This is a genomic window from Sporosarcina sp. P16b (genome assembly GCF_002743065.1).
Lineage (GTDB): Bacteria > Bacillota > Bacilli > Bacillales_A > Planococcaceae > Sporosarcina.
In genome coordinates, this window is the sequence record NZ_PDYO01000014.1 from 16,921 (window position 1) to 40,778 (window position 23,858).

The following is a 23,858-nucleotide window of genomic DNA, read 5'->3' on the forward strand; positions in this document are numbered from 1 at the left end:
TCAAAAATTTCATCTGACTGGCAGATAAAACTATCGCTATATAAAATCGTACGAGAAACACACTCGAATTTCAACTTAAATGCAACTTCTGTAAGTAGTTATTCTTTTGTATAAGGCAGAAATTGAAGCAATTCCTGAATATACTTGGATAGCGTTGAAACGGATACGTTATAGTTTTCTGCTACAGATTTCTTTGTCACTTTTTTGTCATGCGATGATTGGAACATATAATCTGCCGCAGCAGCAAGTGCATGCACGTTACTGAACATATATTTCTGTTCAAGTGCATGTTCACATAACGTAAACCACATTTGAAAGAATTGTACACTTCGCTCATCAAGCGGTTTATACTCTTCATACAATAGATCGCAAATAGCTAGCGCTTTTTTCAAAGCCTTTTCGAATGGATTCGTCACTTGGAATGAATAACTCAGGCTATGCGCTAAAAACAACTGTTCCGCAGCAGTCAATTTTTCAACGTCTATATATCCTGGATGCGAAAGGATTTCCTGTAAATGTGACGACTTTCCCACTACATATAAGCCGAACATTCGCTCACTGCGATAAGGACTCGAAATCTTTTCAATTAGAAACGGAACATCCTCTTCGTAAGAATCTACGTCCACCTCTTCGTCCAATGATTTCCATGGTTCAAAACCTTCTTTAGTAGGGTCCAATTTCAGCAAGGCTTCATTTGCCTGCTCCGCTACTTTTCGGTGACCTGTAAAGTATGCAGCATTCGCCAGCCAGAAGTAGTATCCGACATCACCTTCAAATCCGCGTTTTTGTAGACTGCGAAGCCAGTGATACGCTTCTTCATAACGACCTGTCAGCGCAAATGTCGCTCCTAATTTATAGCGTTGTTCGAATTGATACGGTTTAATCTTCGACAACAGTTCCATCATGCTGTTCAGACGCTCTTCATCCCGATTGTAATAAAAGAACACTGCCAAGTTACACAGCGCATGGATATTGCCTTTTTCCTCACGTAAGACATTGTATAGAATATCTTCCGCATGTTTTTCTTTACCTATATAAAAATACGCAAGCGCCAAATTATTATGGACAGCCCATGTCTTTGGATAATCCACTAATAAATCTTCAAGCACGTCAATGGCATCTTCAAAGTCCCCTTGTTCCATCATACGGCGCGCTTTTTCTTGCCTAAATATGACTTCCCCATCAAGCTGTTCGCCTTCTTCAACAAACATTTCTTCTTGATCGGCGAATTCAGAGATTTCATGGGCTTCTTCCACAAATACGCCATCCGGTGCTATAGCAACATATTTCAATGCATACTGCTTCGCTTCACGCAGTAGGCCAAGATGTGCGTGAACTTCTGCTAAATAGAATGTCGTCTCTTCATTGTTTGGATCCAGGTCATCAGCCGTTTGCAGAAGTTCATAAGCATCTTCAAAGCGGCCAACTTCCATAATAAACACACCGTATTCCATATGTGTCAGTGCATCTTCTGGATTCAAATCCAGTGCACGTTTATAATATTTTTCCGCATCAGAAAATTGTTCACGTTGCATAGCTTGCATCGCGCGTTTACGATAAAAATCACCGTCAGGCAGGAATGATATAATTTTATCTTTTTTAAAACGTTGGTTGTTTTTCAATCGAACTCCTCCGAAAAAGTAAGAGGAACGCACTTGACGTCCCCCTGCAATGTATCCTCTAGTATAGCACAACTACATAGCCCGTCATTCATTTGCTTTCACGTGCTGCACGTTCTACCATTTGTTCGGCCGTATATATAATACGCACTGGATTTCCGCCAGCAAATGTACCGGCCGGAATGTCTTTATTGACGAGTGATGCAGCGGAAACAATGGCACCATCACCAATTTTCACACCCGGCAAAATCGTTGTATTGGCTCCAATCAGTACATTATTGCCTATTTCCACATCTCCAATACGGTATTCGTCTATCAAGTATTCATGCGCTAAAATCGTCGTATTAAACCCAATTATGGAGTTTTCACCGACAGAGATTCGTTCCGGAAACATGACATCCGGTACAACCATTAGCGCAAATGCCGTATGTTTTCCAACTTTCATCCGCAAGAACCATCGATATAGAACGTTTTTCCACGAAACAAATGGCGTGTACCGCGCAATCTGAATGACGATGAAATTTTTTGCTACCTTAAAGATCGAGATTGTACGGTAAATATGCCAAAGTGAATTTGCATCTCCTTTGGAAGGATGCCGTTCCGTGCGTCTCATAGTTTGATTCCCGCGGTGATTTTAAGTAAGTCGGACATATGTTGCAACATAAAGTCGGGTTTAAATGTCTGCAAATATTCTTCCCCTTTTAGTGCCCATGCAACTGCCGCAGTTCGTGTTCCTGCATTTTGTCCTCCGAGTATGTCGTGGAAGTTATCCCCAATCATGAGTGACTCTTCTGCTGTTCGATCAAGGCGTTTCAATGCCAGTAAAATCGGCTCTGGATCCGGTTTAGGATTGATTACATCATCCAGTCCAATCACAGTCTCAAAATAAGGTGCAATGCCTAGAAGGTTGATCCCTCTTTCTACCATATCGCGCTTCTTTGTGGAAACGACTGCCATCTTCAAGCCTAGATCATATAATTTACGAAGCGTATCTGTCACACCTTCGAATTCGGTTACATAATCATCGTGATGCGCTAGATTCCATTCACGGTATTCTGCTACCAGTTCTTCTGTCTTATCCGGTGCAATCGAGGAAAAAGTATCATGTAATGTAGGTCCGATAAACGGTAACATCTCTTCTCGCTGGAAACGTCCAGGGAAATGTTTTTCCAATACATACTGGAAAGATGAGAGTATTAACTCATTTGTATCGGCAAGCGTTCCGTCAAAATCAAATAGTAATGTAGTAATTGGTTGATTAGTCAATAACAGCTTCCCCCTTCTCTCTCGGCTGCTTCCATAAAATACTCACTGTGATCGTCAATACAATGGCGGTCACAAGCCGAATTATCAATAATGGCCAAATCGGTATACCGAGTGGCAGGAATAACAGTGTATCCTCAATTACCGCATGGCATGCCATCAAGAAAATGAAGGCCAGTGTAATATCGCGTTTCGATACGCCATCTTCCTGCACTGCTTGAATCATGACACCTGCACCGTATGCCAAACCGATCAATAATCCCGCAACGAGTGTCATCGACGCATTGGGTTTCACACCAATCATTTTTGTAAACGGTGCCAACCCAGTAGAAAAACGCTCTAAGTAATTGCGATCTTTCACATACTGCACAACTAACATTAATGGAATGACGATCAATGCCAACTGCAAGACACCAAATGTTGACTTTTCAAGTCCAAGTATGAAAATCTGCAAAAAGCCTTCTGGCACAACTTCCGCTTGCGGCGTTAGACCGTATTGCGCGATTTCATTGCCGCCTGTCCAGAATATATTAATCAGCACTCCAGCTAGCACAGCCAATCCAAGTCGAACGACAAGCACTGTCCATAGTTTAACGCCTACTTTTATGGCGACAGCTGTCTCAATGAACAGATTATGCGCAAAGCTGATCATCACAGCAATGATGAATACTTCTTTAACCGTTAATTCCAATGAAATGATGCCCGCAATTCCAGCATATAAGTTTAATGCATTACCAAGCACGAGGGGCACAGCTGCTTCACCACGCAAGCCAAATAGATGCATAATAGGTTCAACCAATTGCACAAGCCAAGGTAAGATAGGTGTAAACTGCAAAATGGTTACAAGCAAAGTAATAGGGAAAATGATCTTGCCGAGTGACCATGTCGTTTTTAATCCCACTTGTAAACCATTTTTCAATGTATTGGATAGTGCGATATTATGTTTATTTGTCATCATAGTTCTCTTTCACTTTCATTACATATCTACGATACAACAAGATGGCAAGACCTACGACAATTCCTGTTACAGATACTAATTGTGCTGCCCGCAAACTACCGATGACATATAGACTATCCGTCCGCATCCCTTCAATATAGAATCTACCGATTGAATACCAAATGACGTAAAATAAGAAAACTTCGCCTCGTTTCATCTTCAGCATTCTTCGGATAACTAAAATCAAAATGAGTCCGACTACATTCCATAACGACTCATACAAGAATGTCGGATGATACGTTATACCCTCAATCGTCATTTGATTCATAATCCAGTCAGGAATTATTGTGTTTTCCTTAAACGTATCTGAAACCGGTCCACCATGGGCTTCCTGATTCATAAAATTTCCCCAGCGACCGATAATTTGTCCAATTAATAAACCAGGTGCCGTAATATCTGCAACTTTCCAGAAGGATACCCCACGCTTCCTACAGAAAATCACCGCTGTAATGACCGCACCTATTAAGGCACCGTGGATGGCAATCCCGCCATTCCAAATTTGAATGATTTGGTCCGGATGATCACGATAATAATCCCATGTGAAAATAACATAGTAAATTCGTGCACTGATGATGGAAATAGGAATCGCCCAAATGAGCATGTCCGTTAGTAAGTCGGGGTGCATTCCCCGCTTTAGCATTTCTCGTTGAACTACCATAAATCCTAAAATAATTCCGAGCGCGATCAAAATACCGTACCAGCGAACTTCTAGGCTGCCAATACTGATCGCGACTGGATTAATCGCTAGCATGGATACATTCACTTAGTCGCGCTCCTCTTCTTCTAATAGTTCTGCATTGTCTGCGATTGCTTGATCCAAACGCTTGGTAAATTCCTCTGCAGCATTAACGCCAAGACGTTTCATGCGATAATCCATTGCCGCTACTTCAATGATCACCGCGATATTCCGACCTGGTCTTACGGGGACGGACAATTTCGTAATTTGCGAATCGAGTATCTCGACCTTCTCTTCATCAATTCCTAGACGATCATAATGCTTTTTATCATCCCAAATCTCTAAATCGACCGCTAACAATACACGCTTATCATCTTTCACGGAACTTGCACCAAATAACGTCATCAAATCGATAATACCGACACCGCGAATCTCTAGCATATGCTTCAACAGTTTCGGTGACGTTCCGATTAAGATGTTATCGGATACTTGACGAATCTCAACAGAATCATCTGCAACTAGTCTATGCCCTTTTTTGATGAGTTCTAACGCAGTCTCACTCTTACCTACCCCGCTACCACCTGTTATTAAAACCCCTACGCCATATACATCGACTAGCACACCATGAACTGTCGTCATCGGAGCGAGTTGCCCGACCAAGTAATTCGTCAGCATTCCAGAAAACTGTGTAGTCTTATAATCCGTCCGAAGAACAGGAATGTTTTTCTCTTCAGCTAATTGGCTCAATTCTTTTGGACCTTCCTCGCCATGAGCAATAATGAAAGCCGGCGTATCATCCGAGCAAAGTCGCTCTAAGCGTTTTCTTCGCGTAATGGCAGACAATGTTTCAAGGAAAGACATCTCCTTGCGCCCGATCAACTGCACACGTTCGGCAGGATAATAATCAAAATAGCCCGCCATCTCAAGCCCCGGCCGTGAAATATCACTCATTAGGATCTGCTTATGAATGCCTGCGTGTCCAGCAATCAATTCCAATCCAAATCGATTCATAATATCTTCTACTGTTAATTCACCCATGAAGTTCCTCACTTTCTGCTACGATGTACGTATTCCGGCAATCTTTTGCCGAATCATCGTTTCCTGTGCTTATGTACAAATCATTCAAACCTATTTTACCATGAAGGAAATGAAAAGAAATGGATTACTTCTTGATCTATATTCCCTTTTTGTATCCTTTTCAAAAGTCTTCTCTATATAGAGGATAAAGGAGAGTGGACAGAATTGACACTAATCATTCTTGATGCAGGTCACGGGCCAGATACACCAGGCAAAAGAACGCCTGATGGAAAGCTTCGTGAGTACGATTTTAATGCAGCAGTAGCTGTACTGGTCGGAGAGTTTTTAACGAAGGAAGGTATGACAGTAAAGTATACGCATGCGTCTACACACGACGTACCTTTAGGTGAACGAACAGCTTCGGCTAACCGTATGAGAGCGGATGCCTTTGTTTCAATCCATGCAAATGCATTCGGCAATGGCTGGAATACGGCACAAGGGATTGAAACGTATATGTATCCACAAGCAAGCAAAAGTTCCGCAGTTCTCGCCTCTGCGGTACAGAAAGCTTTAATTTCTGCTTGCCAACGTCCCGATCGCGGCGTGAAGAAGGCCGATTTTGCGGTCCTGCGTGACACCAACATGCCCGCGATTTTAGTTGAGTGTGGCTTCATGTCAAATCAGACAGAGGCTACTCTATTGCAAAGCAAAACGTATCAACTTCAATGTGCACGAGCTATAGCTTTTGGCATTTTGTGTTGGGAGTATGTTAGATGAATTGGGGAGATGCGGGAGGCAATGAGCGAATATGAGTCGTGATTGATCGTGTATTGCGTAGGTATGAGCGGTTACAGACCGTGATGGAGCGGTTAGCTCGTGTCATAGGGCGGTTAGCTGATGTCATAGGGCGGTTAGCTGATGTCATAGAGCAGCTACGCAAGAACTATGAGCGTTTACACGAATTTTATGAGCGCCCTAAGCGACTGCCCCCATCTAATTACAAACATACAAAAAACACCTGCACCGCCAGAAACGGCAAATGCAGGTGTTTCATTAAGCTATCAATCCATATCGACAGAGTTATAACGGACCATAACAGTACCTGTCTTGGATTCACCCGTAACATGCAATGGCTCTTTCGTTGCGTCCTCCACATTCTTGCTGAAACGGATTGTACGGTGCAAGAACTGCTCTTGCTCTTCCACACGTGATACGTCATTCAACCGTAAGTCAAGCTTACCCATGTTGGATGAAATCTCTCCCTTTAGACCTAAAGATGACGGGAAGTAAATTTCAACCGTACCGCTGATAGACTTCGCTTCTAATCTTTTTGCATCAGGGGATGAAGTCGTCAACGTCACGTTTCCGTTTAGGGATTTTGCGTCTACATCATTTACCGCGCCATCTACATAAACTCGACCGTTTAATGTTTCAGCCTCTAACTTTTCACCGGTAACTTTTAATAAACGTACCATACCATTTGCAGTTTCCAGCTTCGCTTCATCGAATTTACTATCTGCACATTCGATTTTACCATTCGCAGTTCTAATACGTAGATCTTTAAAATCTACACCATCCACTGAACAGCCACCGTTTACTAAACGTACAGAGAGTTTACTATACGGTGTGGCAGTCGGTACATACAGATCGACATTTACTTGTAACATCTTCAAGTCGCTTCCGATGCGCAACTTATTGCCGTCTTTTACGAACAATAACTTTTCAAGGAACTGACTAAGCGCGTCTGCTTCGGAATCATTATTAAAATGCTTTACAGAGAACTTCGCCATGATCTCGTCATTGTCAGAAGGATGAACTTTTACAGTACCATGGTCAATATGGATGATAATTTCTTCGATATCTTCTACCGATTTACTTTCCGTATGTGTAAAGGAGACAGATTTGCTGAATGGTGCTTCGAAATCGAATTTTTTCACACGGTGTACGGCCGTATCCATAAATTGCATGAAGCGGTCACCTGCTGTGACGAATTCTTTGCGGATATCCTCGAAGAAAGCATCAGCTGAAGAGTTCTCTTCTGCTGTTCCTTGTTCAGATTCTTTACCCATGGCTTCCAGTAATTTCAATGCTTCATCAGCTGTGATTTTACCTTCTTCAAGCATCGTTAGTATTCGTATGCGTTCATTTTGCATATCCGGATTCCTCCTCGTTTTGACTAATTTTTTTAGCAACTATCTATTTATACGGTTCTGCGGAACAAAAGTTTCATTTTCTATTTCGTTACTACACTTTGAATTTGTTCCTTCATCCGATTTCGATCTCTTTCTAAGATGGTTTTCAAATATTTCCCTGTGTAGGACTCTTTAACTTCTGCTATCTCTTCCGGTGTCCCCGTTGCAACAATTTCTCCGCCTTTGTCTCCGCCTTCCGGACCGATATCGATAATATAATCAACCGTCTTAATGACATCCAAATTATGCTCAATAACGAGAACCGTGTTACCCCCATCAACTAGACGTTGAAGAACTTCAAGTAACTTGGCAATGTCATGTACGTGCAAACCCGTTGTCGGCTCGTCTAAAATATAAAACGATTTACCCGTGGAACGTTTATGCAATTCCGAAGCCAATTTCACACGTTGGGCTTCCCCACCTGATAGTGTCGTTGCGGGTTGACCTAATTGAACATAACCTAAGCCTACATCAACTATCGTCTGTAATTTACGGTGGATTTTCGGGATATTCTCGAAAAACACCACTGCATATTCCACGGTCATCTCCAGTACGTCCGCAATATTTTTTCCTTTATATTTCACTTCCAGCGTTTCCCGGTTATACCGCTTGCCGTGACATACTTCGCATGGTACATATACATCCGGAAGGAAATGCATTTCGATTTTAATGATTCCATCTCCACGGCATGCTTCACACCGTCCACCTTTTACGTTGAAACTAAAGCGACCTTTTTTATAGCCCCGAACTTTTGCTTCATTCGTCATCGCAAAGACATCACGTATATCGTCAAAAACGCCTGTATACGTAGCTGGATTGGAGCGTGGTGTCCGTCCGATTGGTGATTGATCAATATCGATGATTTTTTCCAAATGTTCCACACCACTAATACTCTCGAACTTTCCAGGTCTTTGTTTGGAGCGATTCAATTTCTGAGCCAATGTTCTATGCAAAATATCATTGACCAATGTACTCTTACCTGAACCAGAAACACCAGTAACTGCAATAAATTGACCGAGAGGGAATTCTGCGTCGATATGCTTTAAATTGTTCTCCGAAGCACCTTTAACGATAATGCTGCGTTCATCACGTGATCTTCGTTCAATCGGAAGTGGAATGAATTTCTTTCCGCTTAAGTATTGTCCGGTCAGCGATTTCTTGTTTTTCATAACTTTTGCAGGTGTACCTGCAGCTACCACTTCTCCTCCTGCCACACCAGCGCCAGGACCGATATCAATTAAATAGTCCGCAGCCATCATCGTGTCCTCATCATGTTCTACAACAATCAATGTATTACCGATATCTCGCATACTTTGTAACGTGCCAATTAGTCTGTCATTATCCCGCTGGTGAAGCCCGATTGAAGGTTCATCCAGTATATATAGAACACCCGTCAAACGTGATCCAATTTGTGTAGCCAAACGAATTCGTTGTGCTTCTCCACCAGATAATGTCCCTGCTGAACGAGATAAATTCAGATAGTCGAGACCTACGTTCACCAAAAAGCCCAAGCGTTCCTGGATTTCTTTTAGGACCATATCTGCAATTTGTGTATCTTTCTCGGAAAGAATTAATTGGTCAAAGAATTTTGTCGTTTCAACAATCGAGCGTTCCGTGATTTTTCCGATATGCTGACCATTCACTAATACCGCAAGTGATTCGGGCTTTAGGCGGTAGCCTGTGCAAGTAGGACATGACTTTTCTGTCATATATTTACTCATCTGCTCACGAATGTAGTCTGATGATGTCTCATGATAACGTCGTTCAACGTTGCGCAAAACCCCTTCGAAATAAATATCGCTATCACGGGTATTACCAAATTCATTTGTATAGCGGAAGCGAATCTTTTCTTTTCTCGATCCTACCATCAGTTTTTCAATATCCGAGTCAGCCAATTCGCTAACCGGTACATCCATTGGAATTTTATAGTGCTTCGCAATCGTCTTCAGGAGTTCTGGATAATACTGCGAGCTTGTTGGCTCCCATGGGGCAATGGCGTGTTCTTTTAGCGTCAAATCACTATTTGGAATGACTAAATCTGGATCCACTTCGAGTTTCATTCCAAGTCCGTCACATTCAGGGCAAGCGCCGAATGGGCTGTTAAATGAAAACATACGTGGTTCGAGTTCGCCAATAGAGAATCCACAAATTGGACATGCGTGGTGTTCACTGAAAAACAGTTCTTCTTCACCGATTACATCTACCAGCACATTTCCGTCAGCTAGTCGCAAGGCGGATTCCAACGAGTCACTTAGACGTGTTTCGACCCCTTCCTTCATGACAATTCGATCGATGACGATTTCAATCGTATGTTTTTTATTTTTATCTAACTCTATATGATCATCCAAATCAATCGTTTCACCGTTGACTCGAACGCGTACATAGCCTTGTCTTTTGATATCTTCAAATAATTTAGCATGCGTCCCTTTACGTTCTGAAATAATTGGAGCCAAAATTTGAATTCTTGTACGCTCAGGCAATTGAACTACACGATCCACCATCTGTTGAATCGTCTGCGTAGAGATTTCAATGCCATGATATGGACAATGTGGTTTCCCAACTCTCGCATAGAGTAAACGCAAGTAGTCATAGATTTCTGTCACCGTTCCTACAGTAGACCGTGGATTTTTACTAGTTGTTTTTTGGTCAATGGAAATGGCGGGTGACAATCCTTCTATAGAATCCACGTCTGGTTTATCCATCTGTCCAAGGAACTGACGCGCATATGCGGATAATGATTCCACATAGCGGCGCTGCCCTTCCGCGTAGATCGTATCAAAAGCTAGTGAAGACTTGCCTGAACCCGACAGGCCCGTAAGCACAACCAGTTTATCGCGTGGAATCTTCACCGTAATATCTCTCAGGTTATTCGCTCTCGCTCCCTGTATTACAAGTTCTTTATTTTTCATGCGGACTCTACCTTTCTGCTTTCAGTTCTATTACGGTATCGCGTAACTCTGCAGCTCTTTCGAAGTCCAAGGCTTTTGCTGCATCTTTCATTTCTTTTTCCAATTTGATTAGCAATAAGCCTTTCTCGTCTTTCGATAACTTCTTGCCGTTCGTCACCTTTTGCAAATACGATTCCGTTTCTTCAGCCACTTGAGTCGCACGGATCAATTCACGTATCGGTTTGACAATTGTCGTTGGCGTTATACCATGTTCTTCATTATAAGCTATTTGAATTTCACGACGACGTTCCGTTTCATCAATGGCTTTCTTCATCGAATCTGTCATTTTATCTGCGTACATAATGACGCGCCCTTCTGAGTTACGTGCTGCGCGACCAATTGTCTGGATCAACGCACGTTCTGAACGCAAGAATCCTTCTTTATCCGCATCCAAAATCGTAACCAATGATACTTCCGGGATGTCGATCCCTTCACGCAGTAAGTTGATCCCAATTAATACATCATACGTACCGACCCGTAACTCGCGAATAATTTCTGTACGTTCCAGTGTCTTAACGTCAGAATGGAGATACTGAACTTTAATCCCGATATCTTTTAAATAATCCGTTAAGTCTTCTGACATTTTTTTCGTCAGAGTGGTAATCAATACACGTTCATCTCGCTCGATTCGAAGATGTATTTCATCCAATAAATCATCAATTTGTCCTTCAATAGGACGCACTTCAATGATTGGATCCAGTAATCCTGTAGGACGTATAATCTGTTCTACCATTTCGTCTGTATGCTCAATTTCATAAGGGCCCGGCGTTGCTGAAATATACATCGCTTGGCGAATATGCTTTTCAAATTCTTCAAACATCAATGGTCGGTTGTCCAATGCAGAAGGCAAGCGGAAACCATGTTCTACCAATACTTTTTTCCGCGCTTGGTCTCCATTGTACATGCCGCGAATCTGCGGCAAAGAGACGTGACTTTCATCCACGACAATCAAAAAATCGTCAGGGAAGTAATCTAGCAATGTATAAGGTGTTGCACCTGCTTCACGCAACGTTAAATGTCTGGAGTAGTTCTCAATGCCAGAACAGAAGCCCATCTCTCGCATCATTTCCAGATCATAACGCGTCCGTTGTTCTAAGCGTTGCGCTTCCAATAACTTATCGTTATCTCGTAAATATTTAAGCTGTTCTTCCAATTCAATTTCAATATTTTCAATTGCTTTTAATAATTTTCCTTCACGTGTAACGAAGTGGGAACCAGGGAAAATAGCCACGTGATCACGATCACCGATGACTTCACCTGTTAAGGCATCCACTTCACGGATTCGTTCAATTTCATCTCCGAAAAACTCTAGACGTATACAACGCTCATCACGTGCCACCGGGAAGACTTCGACTACATCGCCTCTGACACGGAATGTACCCCGCGTAAAATTAATATCATTGCGTTCGTACTGAATGTCCACCAGCGTGCGCAATAGTTGATTACGCGGTATTTCCATTCCCTTGCGTAATGAAAATACCATTTCATTATATTCCTCTGGTGAACCAAGACCGTAAATACAAGATACAGATGCCACAATCAATACATCATTACGCTCGAATAAAGCACTAGTTGCGGAGTGACGAAGTTTATCGATTTCATCATTGATCGATGAGTCCTTTTCAATAAAAGTATCCGTCTGTGGCACATACGCTTCCGGTTGATAAAAGTCATAGAAGCTAACAAAATATTCTACCGCATTATCTGGAAAAAATTCTTTGAACTCGCTATATAATTGGCCAGCCAACGTTTTATTGTGGGCAATGACCAGTGTAGGTTTATTGATTTCCGTCAGTACATTAGAAACTGTAAATGTTTTACCTGTCCCCGTTGCACCAAGTAACGTTTGATGTTTCTTGCCTTCTTTTATGCCGTTAACAAGGCTATTGATCGCTTTTGGCTGATCTCCTTGCGGTGTATATGGTGCCTGCAATTGAAATGTTTCGTTCAAATGGTTCCACTCCTCTTCTTAAACACCTATCCTTCTATTTTACCACAACTATTGTTTTTTCTAAAGAAATAACGAACGTACGTTTTAAGCTAACTCTCTATGTACTTTATTGTACCCTTGTACTTTGTGAAAGAAACTTACAGCTAAGACATTCTATACAAATAAAAAACACTGCCAGGATTTTGTCCTAGCAGTGCCTATAAATAAATTATTTCGTTTTAAGTTCGTATCCATGTTCTTGTGAAATGTCGAGCAATTGTTGTGTATACAGGTCGAATGCTTCTTTGTCATTTTGATCCAGCGCATCGTCAATCAATAACATGATTCGCGATTGTGTTTGTTCCCAGTGAATGTGTTGTAGAAACAGATCCCAATAGATTTCGTTCAGCAGCTTTTCCGCTTGGAGAGAAGTGCTATTATTACCTACCGCTTTCAAAAATTCAGCATATGAGTTGTTATTATTCATCTCTCTCACCCCTGATACCTTTTAGTAATTATATATGCAATAGAATATAAATCGCAACCATTATTCTAACTATTCGAACTTTTGAATTATTTCAATGTGGTTAGTGGAGTATTTACTAGGCACATATATTCAGATGATTCTGTGACAATTCTTATATTATGAACTTTAGTTCAACTTTACTAGTATCTATTATCAAATTTCTATCATTTGCTCTTTGGTCAATCGGATCGTTGCCTCACCGACAATGAGTGCGATAGCCGCAATCAAAACAGGTATAATGCTTAGGCCGTATAACGGTAATGCCGCAAGTAATAGAATGATTGCATGTAGCCAAATCAGTTTTCTCACTAACGAACGAACCGCTTTGATTTGCGATTTTTCCTGTTCTTCGGGAAACAGCTGATCCATAGTAAACTCGTCTCCACCTTCAAGTGCCAATATCAACTGAACAGCAGTCGCAAACGCTAGCGCTCCTACAAAGATGAAAGATACAATTGGTAACGGTATTAAGAACGCACCCAATGCAGACAACGCCGTTAATCTAACCCACAACCAGAATGTATCATCTGTACGAATAAATGTCCTGACGATTAAGTACTTTTGCACATCCTTGCGCTTGAATGTAGAACGTTTCATAGCCATCGTTAACCAGCTACGCTTACTCACGGATCCAACTAGATGCGGTACTTCCGTGAAGTAATTCGCAAATCGATAAAAACGCATCATACGATTTTGTTCCAATTCAATAAACTGCTCATACGGAAACGGATAACGCGCTGCTTGTTTATCCCAAAACTTTGCATAGAGCATGGCGATAAGAATTCCGATAAAGATGGCAACTGTACTCCAAGTAAGTGCGAATTGAATCGTTAAAAATGTTAAAACCAGTCGAAGAACACGATCCGGCCAAACGAAGTCATGATTCGCAATACGAACGCTGTATTCAGTTCCTACAAACAGTCCTTTAAACACAATGATCACCAACAATACAAGAAGATAATCAATGCTCGTTCCCACTTCTGTTGCCTTTAATAAAGGCAACGCAATTACCATAGCAATCAATGGTAGCGGAAGTTGTGAAAACGTCGACCAAGTGATCGAGCGTCTCATATAACTCGACAATTGATTTTCTAATGGCAAGAAAAAAACAATGTCTGCCGGCTTGAGTAACGTGGTTGGTGCAGCTTTCATTAACAAAAGCGCAAGGACAACGGATATGATTAAGGCAGAAGGGAATGTAACAGGCACTTCTTTTAGCCATTCACTATATGCATACCCACCCGCTCCAATGGCAAACATGAAAACGATAGCCAAATGTCCAGTGAATACATAGCGCATATATTTCTGTAGTTCATTGACGTAATGGAAGAACCGCTGTCCCCAAATTTCATGCATGTTGTTCATAATCAGTTTCCTCAGTCATGGCAATATATAAGTCATCAAGTGTTGCATCTGGTCGCCCGAATGCTTTGCGCAAGTCGTCCATCGTCCCATTCGCACGTACCCGTCCTTCGTGCAACAAGATAATGCGATCACAATACTTCTCAGCCGTTGCCAATACGTGAGTCGACATCAAAATAGAAGCACCCGCATTTTTTCGTTCAATGATTTGATCGAGCAAAGCGCGAATTGCCAATGGATCTAATCCAACGAATGGCTCATCGATAATATATAATTTCGGTTCTACCAGAAAAGCACACATGATCATCACTTTCTGTCGCATACCTTTGGAAAAGTGAGCCGGAAACCACTTTAAACGTTTTTCCATACGGAACTCTTTCAGCAACTGTTCGGTACGGATTTCAAATTGTTGCTTGTCCAGTCCATATGCCATCGCAGTCAGTTCTAAATGTTCTTGTAATGTAAGTTCCTCGTATAACACTGGCGTCTCTGGAATATAACTGAATGATTGGCGGTAATGTTCTTTATCACTAAACGTCGCCCCGTCAATCTTGATTATTCCTTCAAGCGGATTCATCACACCGATAATATGTTTGATTGTTGTACTCTTTCCTGCGCCATTCAGACCGATTAATCCGACCAGTTCCCCCTCTTCTAGCTGAAATGAAAGGTCATGTAAAACAGGCCTGCGCGTATAACCACCTGTAACGTGTTCTAGTTCTAGGATTGCCATTATCTTTCCCCCTATCTTCTGGTATTATTTTAGCAAAGAAATTGTAAAATTGCTTTATCCGTCTTCGTTAACTATCTGAAAATATGCTACAATACATCCAAACATGAAAGGAAGTGTAGAAATGACCTCATGTATTTTCTGCAAAATTGTAGAAGGAACGATTCCAGGAGAAAAAGTATACGAGGATGATCACGTTATCGCCTTTATGGATATTATGCCCGTCACGAAAGGACACGTACTCCTAATTCCTAAAACACATCGTGAAAATGTGTATGAATTAACTGAAGATGAAGCCGCGAATTTATTTAAAGTGGCACCAAAAATCGCCAATGCATTAAAAGAAGAATTTCAACCGTGTGGAATGAATTTATTGCAAAACAATGGCTCTTTCGCAGGTCAGTCAGTCTATCATTTCCATATGCATTTAATACCGCGCTATGACAAATCAGATGGGCTGAAAGTAGAATTTGATACAAAAGTAGAACAGTTCCCGATGAACGTAGTGTCTGAATTAGCTACCCATATTTCTAGACGACTGCAAGAATAACATGGGGAGGTTGTAGGCAGAAGCGTACGATGTTTTTCTTCATCACTCAAAAGGAATTCTACTCTTCTGTCCACTTCTTCAAACCGTTAGAAAAGCTTTTGGTTGTATAATATTTCATTCATATCTTGCTCAACTATGCACTAACATGCTTTAATAAAATAATAACTATACAAAAGGAGTGTTCTCTATATGAAAGCGTCCACATTCTTTATTGGTCTGGCGGCAGGTGCTGTTACTTCTGCGGTAACTGTTCTATATTCTACACCAAAAGCCGGAAGTGAACTGCGTGACAGTGTCAAAAATGCATCACTCGAATTGAAGGATAAGTTGAAAGATGTCAAAGGGCAAGTCGCGGATCTAAAAGATTCTGTAACCGATCTAACGAAGGAAGCAAAAGAGCTTGTACCAGAAACTGTCGAAGAAATGAAGGTTTCTGTAGCCGACTGGAAGCGCTCGACCGAACACAATAAGAAGCGCTTAGAGAAAGAGATTTCTGCAATTCAAGCAGCTTTGGATGATCTCGAAAAATCAATTGGAGCTCGCTAACGTATTTCCATTTAGGCACCAGTTGTTCACTTGCTAATCTTTGAGTGCGTACCCATAGTAAAACAGCTGCATTCTATGGGATATACACTCAAACTAATTTATTTTATTATTCCGTCTTCTTTATTTGTTGTTTTTTTGGTATAATAAATAAAATGACAGAAAGAAAGCAGGTGTCTCGATGGCCGATCAAAATATTTCACGTAAAGACGCCATGATCTTCAATCAGCGTGTAGCCCAAATGTCCAAGGCATTATGGAAAGCTGTAGAGAAGGATTGGCAACAATGGATTAAGCCGTATGAACTCAATATTAATGAACATCATATTTTATGGATCGCCTACCATTTGGAAGGTGCTACCATTTCAGACATCGCAAAGTTTGGTGTAATGCATGTCTCAACCGCCTTTAACTTCTCAAAAAAATTGGAACAACGCCAGCTTTTATATTTCTCAAAAAAAGAAGATGACCGACGTAATACCTATGTAACAGTTTCAGAAAAAGGCAAAGCATTACTCATCCAGATGAATGAAAATTACCATAATGAAGATTATAGCGTACTTCAGAGTTCCCTCCCTATTCGTGATATTTATGGCAAATTCCCTGAATTCCTAGAAGTCATGTCAGTATTGCGTAACATTTATGGAGATGATTTTATGGACATTTTCGAACGCGGTTTTCAGAACATTGAGAAGACATATGTCGATTCAAATGATTACCTTATAAAATCTAAAGTAGAGTCTTAATCACCTGCTCTTTAGACAGTGTAGTTTTTTCCTTTTGATCACAAATTCTGCTATGATAGTATAGAAGCAGAAAGAGGAGGTCTATAATGGTTATTGCAATTACCATTCTATTTTCATTGTTCTACTTATATCAAATTAATAAAATGACATTTGCTCTTTGCCAATCTAGAGAGATTCCAGAAGATAAGCAGCCAAAGATTTATCGAACTGTAAACATTCTGATCACGATCCTCATTTTATCCTTATATGTAGAAGTATTCTTTAGTGCCTGACACTATGTATGCCCGCCCCCATTGCTGGAGGCAGGGCATTTTTTAATAACAGAATGCTGCACCGACGATGATCAACAAAATGAACAACACAACAATTAAAGCAAAGCAAGATGAACCTGATCCGCCCTGTGAGTAACCGCTCATGAAGGCACCCCCTTTCACATTGTATCCTATGCGAAAGTAGAAAAAACCGGTTGGGCTGTTTCAGATGAATGGAACCTTTTTGTTTTTCATACGTTATATGATATAGTGTTTACTTGAAGAATAATCAGAATCTATACTTAGATTAGGGGAGTTAATTACATGAAAAAGAAGATGTTAGCATTTACACTTGCAGCTTCGGTTGCAGCTTTATCCGCTTGTTCTGGCGGGGATGAAAAAGTTATGACGTCCAAAGCAGGAGATGTAACGAAAGATGAATTTTATCAAGAAATGAAAACATCTGTTGGTGAACAAGCTCTACAAATGATCATCTTAGAAAAGGTTCTGGATGACAAGTATAATGTAGACGATAAGCAAGTAGACGCAGAATTTGAAAAAAACAAAGAACAACTGGGTGAAAACTTCGAAGCTTTCTTAGCTCAACAAGGTCAAACACCTGAGAGCTTCAAGAAAATGATTCGTTTGAATAAATTGCAAGAAGCTGCATTGACTGACGGCATTGAAGTCTCTGACGAAGAGTTAAACAAGCGTCTCGAAGAATCTCAATCAGAAATCAACGCTCGTCACATCTTAGTTGAAGATGAAAAGACAGCAAAAGAAGTAAAAGAAAAGTTGGATAAGGGAGAAGACTTTGCAAAAGTAGCAAAAGAATACTCCACTGACCCAGGCTCTAAAGATGAAGGTGGAGATCTTGACTGGTTCGCTTACGGTGTAATGGTTCCTGAATTCTGGAACGCTGCATATGACTTAGAGCCAGGTAAAATCAGTGAGCCTGTTCAATCAGATAACGGCTTCCATATCATCGAAGTAAAAGAAAAGCGCAAAACTGATGATAAAAAGATTACGGATGAAAAGAAAGACGAAATCCGTCATGAACTATTGATGGAAAAGGCTGATGAAAACGAGCTATTGAGTAAAGTTGCAAAGCTAGTGAAAGCAGCAGATGTAAAAATTAAAGATGAAGATTTAAAATCTGCACTTGATTTGTTCAAGATGGAAGAGCAACCGGCTGAAGAAGGTACTCCAACTGACGAAAAAGCACCTGCAGAAGATGCTCCAGCTGACGATGCTGAAGTGGAAGTTAAAGAAGGTAAGTAATATATGAAAAAGGTCTGCCTTGGAAGTTATGACTTCCACTGGCAGACCTTTTTTGTGTTTTTATAATCGTACTGTTTGCCTGTTTTCTTTTTATTACAATGATAAGTAAAAACTCAGTATCTTCATGCCACCGTTCTTCTTGTTAAAACCACAACTTAACAAAATTTATTATTTTGCAACGGGTCGTGCCCCGTTCCATAGTAGTTTATTCAAAAGTAGGCTTGTAGAACGAACGGTTATCTAGCGGGAATACGCGCTCGGAGAACTCGCCTGGCGTAGTCTTTGACATTACGCGGTTTAGCATATTCATCTTCGCATCAATATTATCGATATAATGAAGAATTTCCGCCTCTTTCAACATCGGGCGCTTTGGACTGCCCCACTCCTCTTTACCGTGATGAGACAACACCATATGCTGAAGTAACATCACTTCTTCACCATCGATCTCCAGCTCTTCTGCTGCCTTGGAAATTTCATTGACCATGATCGTAATATGACCTAGCAAGTTCCCTTCAATCGTATACTGCGTGCCGACTGGACCTGACAACTCGATGACCTTTCCGATGTCATGCAAAATAATTCCTGCATACAGCAAGTCTTTGTTCAACGTCGGATACAATTCCGCAATCGCCTTGCCAAGTTTCAGCATCGAAACTACATGATCTAGCAAGCCGGATACGTAGTCATGATGATTTCTCGTAGCTGCTGGATATAACACGAAGTCCTGCTGATGCTTCTTCAGTAAATGACGGGTAACACGCTGAATTTGTGGATTTTTCATTTCAAAGAAATATTGCATCAATTCGTCTAGCAATACTTCCTTACTCTTTTCAGCAGACGGTACTAAATCTGCAATTGTCACGCCTTCATCTTCTTTTACAGGACGGATTGCTTTAAGACGAAGTTGGTTTTTCCCGCGGTATTCATGGATTTCTCCACCTACTTTTACGATGGTCGCTCCCTGATACATCTGGGCTTGTTCTTCACCCGCATCCCAAAGTTTTGCTTCAAGGTCCCCACTTTTATCTTGCAGAATCAACGTCATGAACGGACTCCCCTGCTGTGTGACGCCTTTTGTTGCCTGCTTAATCAATAAATACATATCGATCGTTTCACCGACTTGATAGTCAAGTAGTTTTTTCATCAGTAAATCTCCCCTTTTACTTTTCGTCCAATCTCAATTGTATGAGGTTCACTTGGCCATTTCAATTTCATTTCTTGATGGCAAGTAAAGTACAGAAATTGATGTGATGGCTGTAACTCCGTAAGTATTTCTATCATACGCGAAAGTCGCTCATTATCAAAGTGAACAAATGGGTCATCCATAATGATTGGGAACGGGGCACGCTCTGATAATTCATAGGCTAACGCTAGTCGTAAAGAAAGATAAGCTTGTTCTTTTGTAGCTTGACTGAGCTCATTGATCATGAACGTTTGTCCCTCGGCAGTGACTGCCTCAAAATAACCTTCTGCCGTTAAACCAATCGTCGCGTACCGATCCCCTGTTAAATAGCTAAACCATTTATTCGCTTGAATGAGTACGGCTGGCAATTGATGTTCTTTCCACTCACTCATCGTCTGTCGAATCGACTCACGGACAGCTTTACGGATTACCCATTGCTCTGTCATTTCTTCCAACTCGGCTTTTCGCACTTCTACTAACTGCTGGAGCTCACTGTACGACTGACTGGTACCCATTTGTGAGATTTCATGCCCTACTTTGACTTGCTCATCTACAAGCGCTTCTACTTCTTGCCGTATTATTTGAAGGCGGTTCGTCGTCTCGCTGCGTTGTCGTTCTAGTTCCGGTATAGTCCACTCTTTTACCAATGGTTCCTTATTGTATAAGGAAAGCTGGGCTTCTACTTCTTTTAGCTGTCGTTTCAGCAATTGTGCATCTTGATCTTGCTGATACGCTGTATAAAATTGCTCTTTTTCTGATACGCCAACGATCGTAAACAATTGTAAAATTTCCGCTGTTGTCGTTTCCAACAGCTCATTTGTTTCTAGTAATTGCTCTTTGATTTCAAGTACTGTTTTTTGCTTGCTTAACTGCTTTTCTTGCAAGCTATTCTGATGAAGTAGTTCTTGGCGAATTCTTTCAAATAAACCTTCTTCCGCGACAGGTCCGAGCACTTTTTCCACTTCTTTAATTAGCGACTGTACGTGTTGCGTCGCGGTTAGTAAACGTAGCCGCCATGTTTTCTGATCTATTTCCGCATCCTGGAACTCGCGCAGTAGGCGGAAGCTTTCCTGAATATTGAATGTCAAATCGAATGGTTCATCTTGCAACAGGTCTTGCCATTTCTTCACCGCTTGTTGTTTCTGTTCGTAAAGTTGTTCCATTTCTTCCGCATATTTCTGTAATTTGTGATCCAGCCTTTCAATCTCTGCTGCCACTTGCCGTTGGTCACGCTGTTGCAGCTCATCACGCTCAGCTAGTCTTTCGAGTTCTGCTACTAACGGTTCATTATTTCGAATGAACGATTGCTGATCTGATACAGAATCGGGTCGTTGTTTCCATAACCAAGCACCGACCGCCACCATTACTATACCGAGGCACGTGAACAACCATTGCTGCTGCAAGACACTATATGCCCCAATCGCTAGGCCAATGAGCATAATAATTACTGGAACCATCTGATTCGATGCCTGCTTATCCGACGCAGATATAATGAATTTAGCTTCCGCGAGCTGACGTTGCAGTTCGGGCAAGGCCGTCAGTTTCTTTCGTTCAGATTCAGTCAATTGCATACGTTCAGTATGTTCTTTTCGTTGCTCTGATTCCTGCCGTTCACTTTCCGCTTCCGCGAGAAGACGTTGCAATGCTTTTAATTGCTGATCCAACTCTTTCTGTTCTTCGAGGATTGGTTCAAGCTGGCGTTCACGTTGGATGGAAACATCCATCTTCCCTATCGACAACTGCTGATCAGGGGTTAATCCTAAACGATTACTGAGTTGCTGTAGTTTCTTTTCGAGCAAACGGATTTCTTGTTCAGCAGAAATTCGGTCCGTACGTAACCGATGCCACTCTGCTTCTTGTGTGACCCAGCGCTCTAACTGTTGCCTTTCACTAGTAGGCCGTAAATCGATCCATTCCGATTGCCATTCCGCTTGTTCTTTCTCTAGACGTGTTTTCTTTAATTGCAATTCGGATTGTTTACTAGCCAGTTCCTCGTACCGTCGGATGCCTGCCGCTGGGAATGTATCTGTCAAGTGGGAAAGTTGTTCAAGTAATTGATTACGTTGTTGCTGTAGCGGAACAATTTGCATGGCAATTCGTTGTTCTTCAGACTGCTTATAAAGACGTTGCTCTTCCAAGCGTAAAGTCGCCACTTGCTCGTCGAGTTCTTGCTTGCGACTAGTAAGCGGTTCATACAACGATAGCTTCTGCTGCTCTTTTTGCATCGCTTGTTCAAGTTCACGTATTTCGGTCAGTTTTTTATTCATCTGTGGTATTTTCCCAGACTTTTTGAAGAGGCTACCCATTTCTTTCTCCATCTTCTTTTCCACTTTCCAAAGTGTATCCAGGCCGGTCGTTCCGGATGCAAGTAATGTACGGCTTAAATCATTTTCATCCATCTTCTCGAGACCTTGTAATTGGAATAAGGAGAAAGAGAATATAGATTCAAATGCTTGTCGATCATAACCTCTCAATAACCTCTTTAGTTCGGCTTCCTCCATAATGCGCCCATCTTCAAAACGGATTAAGACGTCACCTGAGGACTTACCACGCACCCGCTCAATCATCCAATTACCATACTCATGATCTTCTATATACAGACAGCCGCCATATTTACCACCTGTTTTCGGCTCATAGCGCAATTCCTGTTGATTCTTTTGAGGAAATCCAAATAAAATATGAAGGATGGCTTGCTGAATGGTCGTCTTCCCCGCTTCATTCGGTCCATACAAAAGATTCATACCGGGGCGCAGATTAATTTCTAGATTCTCATGCTGACCGAATCCATAAAGAAGTATTTTCTGGATTTTCATTTCAGCTCTCCTTCAACAGTTCATTCTTAAGCAATGCAGTTGCCTGCTGTTTCAACCGCTCAAAATCCACAGGCTTCAATGCCTCTAAATAACGACCGGCTTTATGACTGTATACTTCTTTCACCAAATCATGCCAGTCATTCGTTTCCCAAGAAGAAATGGTTCTTTCCACCGGTTCCAGTAAAGAATTCGGAACTACTGAATCATGGATTGGTGGCCATTCAATTGCTGATATCCACACAAATGGTTCTATAGCTTCATACTGTTCTCGCAAAATGTCGAGCCATTCCCCTTCCACTCTAGCCAAGTCGTTTGTAAGGCCTTCCGTCTGTTCCATCACTAACTCCACGACGACGCTACCGGCTTCAGCTGTCAGTTGATCTATCGCTTCCTGACAAGCAGAAATCCAGTCATCTGCGTATTCAATTCCTTCGCACGAAACAGTCAATGAAGTGTACATAATATCCGATGTGCCTACAAATTTCATGGACGTCTGAGTCGAAGTCAACAGGACATCATAAAAACCTTTCTGTCCTGATTCATTGCGATGACGACCTTGAATATTGCCGGGATAGACGATCGGTGGTTCCTCTGATAATAGTTGGCGTTTATGAATATGCCCAAGCGCCCAGTATTGATAGTGCTTATCTTGCAATTCACTGACTGTAAACGGCGCATAGACAGCGTGCTCTACATCTCCTGCCACACTTCCGTGTAATAGACCGATATGTATTCCGTCAGTAGCTTCCGGATAATCCCTAATCATTGGTTCTTTCACATGGCGCTGCGGATAACTGAAGCCGTGTAAGTATATTATCTCGTCACGGATAGCCAATTGTTTTTGTTCTACTTGTTCAGAAAACACATGGACATTTTCAGGCAATGAAACTCTAGTCCATCTGCCCGCCAAGTGATCATGATTTCCGTATGATAGATAGACAGGGATATTCACTTTTTGAAGTTGTTGCATACCTTGCTGGAAACGAATTTGCGCACGCAAGCTACGGTCTTCACCGTCGTAAATATCGCCAACAATGACAATGAAATCCGGTCGCTCTTTGACTGCGTAGGCTATAAATCGGTCGAATGCAGCGAATGTGGACTGCTGCAGTCTGGCTAGCTCGTCCGGACCTGCTGCGGCCATGCCTATAAAGGGGCTGTCCAAGTGCAGGTCGGCTGTATGTAAAAAACGTATAGGTTCCATAGATCGCACCTCTTCCACGAATACTCGT

22 protein-coding genes are annotated in these 23,858 nt (G+C 41.6%); 6 read left to right on the forward strand and 16 right to left on the reverse strand.

The annotated features are described in order from the left end of the window. Nucleotides 1–98: 98 nt before the first annotated feature. The 6 genes from CSV77_RS13265 to hprK form a co-directional block, all read right to left on the reverse strand. Nucleotides 99–1,622, reverse strand: coding sequence for a tetratricopeptide repeat protein (locus tag CSV77_RS13265; RefSeq protein ID WP_099673795.1), 1,524 nt, complete (start codon nucleotides 1,620–1,622; stop codon nucleotides 99–101). A gap of 88 nt (nucleotides 1,623–1,710) precedes the next feature. Further along, nucleotides 1,711–2,232 (reverse strand): acyltransferase, encoded by a 522-nt coding sequence (locus tag CSV77_RS13270; protein ID WP_099630639.1) that lies wholly within the window; start codon nucleotides 2,230–2,232, stop codon nucleotides 1,711–1,713. Continuing rightward, nucleotides 2,229–2,885 carry a pyrophosphatase PpaX gene (gene ppaX, locus CSV77_RS13275; protein WP_099673769.1) on the reverse strand — a complete coding sequence of 219 codons (657 nt, stop codon included), beginning with the start codon at nucleotides 2,883–2,885 and terminating at the stop codon, nucleotides 2,229–2,231. The genes CSV77_RS13270 and ppaX overlap by 4 nt, the downstream gene beginning before the upstream one ends. Beyond that, entirely contained in the window at nucleotides 2,878–3,837 is a 960-nt protein-coding gene (locus CSV77_RS13280; RefSeq protein ID WP_099673770.1) for a nucleoside recognition domain-containing protein, read from the reverse strand. Before CSV77_RS13280 ends, ppaX begins: the two co-directional genes overlap by 8 nt. Further along, a complete protein-coding gene (gene lgt, locus CSV77_RS13285; protein WP_233212249.1) occupies nucleotides 3,827–4,642 on the reverse strand; it encodes a prolipoprotein diacylglyceryl transferase in 816 nt (271 codons plus the stop codon). Before lgt ends, CSV77_RS13280 begins: the two co-directional genes overlap by 11 nt. After that, nucleotides 4,643–5,593 (reverse strand): HPr(Ser) kinase/phosphatase, encoded by a 951-nt coding sequence (gene hprK, locus CSV77_RS13290; protein ID WP_099630636.1) that lies wholly within the window; start codon nucleotides 5,591–5,593, stop codon nucleotides 4,643–4,645. 204 nt (nucleotides 5,594–5,797) lie between these two features. Here hprK and CSV77_RS13295 point away from each other — a divergent pair, with 204 nt between their 5' ends. Continuing rightward, entirely contained in the window at nucleotides 5,798–6,349 is a 552-nt protein-coding gene (locus CSV77_RS13295) for an N-acetylmuramoyl-L-alanine amidase (RefSeq protein WP_099673771.1), read from the forward strand. 284 nt (nucleotides 6,350–6,633) lie between these two features. Here the strand turns inward: CSV77_RS13295 and CSV77_RS13300 are convergent, their stop codons facing one another. From CSV77_RS13300 to CSV77_RS13325, 6 genes are all read right to left on the reverse strand, one after another. Then, nucleotides 6,634–7,725, reverse strand: coding sequence for a DUF4097 family beta strand repeat-containing protein (locus tag CSV77_RS13300; RefSeq protein WP_099673772.1), 1,092 nt, complete (start codon nucleotides 7,723–7,725; stop codon nucleotides 6,634–6,636). 80 nt (nucleotides 7,726–7,805) lie between these two features. Next, nucleotides 7,806–10,673 (reverse strand): excinuclease ABC subunit UvrA, encoded by a 2,868-nt coding sequence (gene uvrA, locus CSV77_RS13305; RefSeq protein WP_099673773.1) that lies wholly within the window; start codon nucleotides 10,671–10,673, stop codon nucleotides 7,806–7,808. A gap of 7 nt (nucleotides 10,674–10,680) precedes the next feature. After that, nucleotides 10,681–12,663: an excinuclease ABC subunit UvrB gene (gene uvrB / locus CSV77_RS13310; RefSeq protein ID WP_099630632.1), complete on the reverse strand. Its 1,983-nt coding sequence runs from the start codon at nucleotides 12,661–12,663 to the stop codon at nucleotides 10,681–10,683. Between the two features lie 208 nt (nucleotides 12,664–12,871). Beyond that, the gene (locus CSV77_RS13315) at nucleotides 12,872–13,129 is read right to left on the reverse strand and encodes an IDEAL domain-containing protein (RefSeq protein WP_099630631.1); all 258 of its coding nucleotides are present in this window, start codon (nucleotides 13,127–13,129) and stop codon (nucleotides 12,872–12,874) included. 192 nt (nucleotides 13,130–13,321) lie between these two features. Beyond that, complete coding sequence (locus tag CSV77_RS13320; RefSeq protein WP_099673774.1) at nucleotides 13,322–14,533, reverse strand: ABC transporter permease; 1,212 nt, start codon at nucleotides 14,531–14,533, stop codon at nucleotides 13,322–13,324. Continuing rightward, entirely contained in the window at nucleotides 14,517–15,263 is a 747-nt protein-coding gene (locus tag CSV77_RS13325; RefSeq protein WP_099630629.1) for an ABC transporter ATP-binding protein, read from the reverse strand. Before CSV77_RS13325 ends, CSV77_RS13320 begins: the two co-directional genes overlap by 17 nt. Before the next feature lie 121 nt (nucleotides 15,264–15,384). On the opposite strand from CSV77_RS13325, the gene CSV77_RS13330 reads away from it, so the two are divergent. The 4 genes from CSV77_RS13330 to CSV77_RS13345 all read left to right on the forward strand — a co-directional run bounded on the left by CSV77_RS13330 (nucleotide 15,385) and on the right by CSV77_RS13345 (nucleotide 17,370). Then, a complete protein-coding gene (locus tag CSV77_RS13330) occupies nucleotides 15,385–15,810 on the forward strand; it encodes an HIT family protein (protein WP_099630628.1) in 426 nt (141 codons plus the stop codon). Between the two features lie 189 nt (nucleotides 15,811–15,999). Continuing rightward, nucleotides 16,000–16,356 carry a YtxH domain-containing protein gene (locus CSV77_RS13335; protein ID WP_099637084.1) on the forward strand — a complete coding sequence of 119 codons (357 nt, stop codon included), beginning with the start codon at nucleotides 16,000–16,002 and terminating at the stop codon, nucleotides 16,354–16,356. Nucleotides 16,357–16,534: 178 nt separating this feature from the next. Beyond that, on the forward strand, nucleotides 16,535–17,098 hold the full coding sequence (locus tag CSV77_RS13340; RefSeq protein ID WP_099673775.1) for an HTH-type transcriptional regulator Hpr: 564 nt from the start codon (nucleotides 16,535–16,537) through the stop codon (nucleotides 17,096–17,098). A gap of 86 nt (nucleotides 17,099–17,184) precedes the next feature. Continuing rightward, a complete protein-coding gene (locus CSV77_RS13345) occupies nucleotides 17,185–17,370 on the forward strand; it encodes a hypothetical protein (protein WP_099630625.1) in 186 nt (61 codons plus the stop codon). Nucleotides 17,371–17,412: 42 nt separating this feature from the next. Here the strand turns inward: CSV77_RS13345 and CSV77_RS13350 are convergent, their stop codons facing one another. Beyond that, a complete protein-coding gene (locus CSV77_RS13350) occupies nucleotides 17,413–17,514 on the reverse strand; it encodes a YjcZ family sporulation protein (protein ID WP_099630624.1) in 102 nt (33 codons plus the stop codon). A 159-nt stretch (nucleotides 17,515–17,673) separates the two neighbouring features. On the opposite strand from CSV77_RS13350, the gene CSV77_RS13355 reads away from it, so the two are divergent. Beyond that, the gene (locus tag CSV77_RS13355; protein WP_099630623.1) at nucleotides 17,674–18,630 is read left to right on the forward strand and encodes a peptidylprolyl isomerase; all 957 of its coding nucleotides are present in this window, start codon (nucleotides 17,674–17,676) and stop codon (nucleotides 18,628–18,630) included. 205 nt (nucleotides 18,631–18,835) lie between these two features. On the opposite strand, the gene yhaM is transcribed toward CSV77_RS13355, so the two are convergent. Genes yhaM through CSV77_RS13370 form a run of 3 tightly spaced genes read right to left on the reverse strand, consistent with a single transcriptional unit; the run spans nucleotide 18,836 to nucleotide 23,830 of the window. Then, on the reverse strand, nucleotides 18,836–19,774 hold the full coding sequence (gene yhaM / locus CSV77_RS13360) for a 3'-5' exoribonuclease YhaM (RefSeq protein WP_099630622.1): 939 nt from the start codon (nucleotides 19,772–19,774) through the stop codon (nucleotides 18,836–18,838). Then, nucleotides 19,774–22,626, reverse strand: a complete 2,853-nt coding sequence (locus tag CSV77_RS13365) for an ATP-binding protein (protein ID WP_099673776.1) — start codon at nucleotides 22,624–22,626, stop codon at nucleotides 19,774–19,776. Before CSV77_RS13365 ends, yhaM begins: the two co-directional genes overlap by 1 nt. A 1-nt stretch (nucleotide 22,627) precedes the next feature. Then, nucleotides 22,628–23,830 (reverse strand): metallophosphoesterase family protein, encoded by a 1,203-nt coding sequence (locus CSV77_RS13370; protein ID WP_099673777.1) that lies wholly within the window; start codon nucleotides 23,828–23,830, stop codon nucleotides 22,628–22,630. Between the last annotated feature and the right edge of the window lie 28 nt (nucleotides 23,831–23,858).

What these genes read in the sequence shown, in the direction of transcription:
- CSV77_RS13355 (WP_099630623.1), top strand. Translation starts at nt 17,674, where the DNA reads ATGAAAAAGAAGATGTTAGCATTTACACTTGCAGCTTCGGTTGCAGCT.
- CSV77_RS13300 (WP_099673772.1), bottom strand. Translation starts at nt 7,725, where the DNA reads ATGCAAAATGAACGCATACGAATACTAACGATGCTTGAAGAAGGTAAA.
- CSV77_RS13315 (WP_099630631.1), bottom strand. Translation starts at nt 13,129, where the DNA reads ATGAATAATAACAACTCATATGCTGAATTTTTGAAAGCGGTAGGTAAT.
- uvrA (WP_099673773.1), bottom strand. Translation starts at nt 10,673, where the DNA reads ATGAAAAATAAAGAACTTGTAATACAGGGAGCGAGAGCGAATAACCTG.
- CSV77_RS13320 (WP_099673774.1), bottom strand. Translation starts at nt 14,533, where the DNA reads ATGAACAACATGCATGAAATTTGGGGACAGCGGTTCTTCCATTACGTC.
- CSV77_RS13345 (WP_099630625.1), top strand. Translation starts at nt 17,185, where the DNA reads ATGGTTATTGCAATTACCATTCTATTTTCATTGTTCTACTTATATCAA.
- CSV77_RS13370 (WP_099673777.1), bottom strand. Translation starts at nt 23,830, where the DNA reads ATGGAACCTATACGTTTTTTACATACAGCCGACCTGCACTTGGACAGC.
- CSV77_RS13325 (WP_099630629.1), bottom strand. Translation starts at nt 15,263, where the DNA reads ATGGCAATCCTAGAACTAGAACACGTTACAGGTGGTTATACGCGCAGG.
- CSV77_RS13270 (WP_099630639.1), bottom strand. Translation starts at nt 2,232, where the DNA reads ATGAGACGCACGGAACGGCATCCTTCCAAAGGAGATGCAAATTCACTT.
- CSV77_RS13350 (WP_099630624.1), bottom strand. Translation starts at nt 17,514, where the DNA reads ATGAGCGGTTACTCACAGGGCGGATCAGGTTCATCTTGCTTTGCTTTA.
- hprK (WP_099630636.1), bottom strand. Translation starts at nt 5,593, where the DNA reads ATGGGTGAATTAACAGTAGAAGATATTATGAATCGATTTGGATTGGAA.
- CSV77_RS13365 (WP_099673776.1), bottom strand. Translation starts at nt 22,626, where the DNA reads ATGAAAATCCAGAAAATACTTCTTTATGGATTCGGTCAGCATGAGAAT.
- yhaM (WP_099630622.1), bottom strand. Translation starts at nt 19,774, where the DNA reads ATGAAAAAACTACTTGACTATCAAGTCGGTGAAACGATCGATATGTAT.
- CSV77_RS13280 (WP_099673770.1), bottom strand. Translation starts at nt 3,837, where the DNA reads ATGACAAATAAACATAATATCGCACTATCCAATACATTGAAAAATGGT.
- CSV77_RS13335 (WP_099637084.1), top strand. Translation starts at nt 16,000, where the DNA reads ATGAAAGCGTCCACATTCTTTATTGGTCTGGCGGCAGGTGCTGTTACT.
- CSV77_RS13340 (WP_099673775.1), top strand. Translation starts at nt 16,535, where the DNA reads ATGGCCGATCAAAATATTTCACGTAAAGACGCCATGATCTTCAATCAG.
- CSV77_RS13330 (WP_099630628.1), top strand. Translation starts at nt 15,385, where the DNA reads ATGACCTCATGTATTTTCTGCAAAATTGTAGAAGGAACGATTCCAGGA.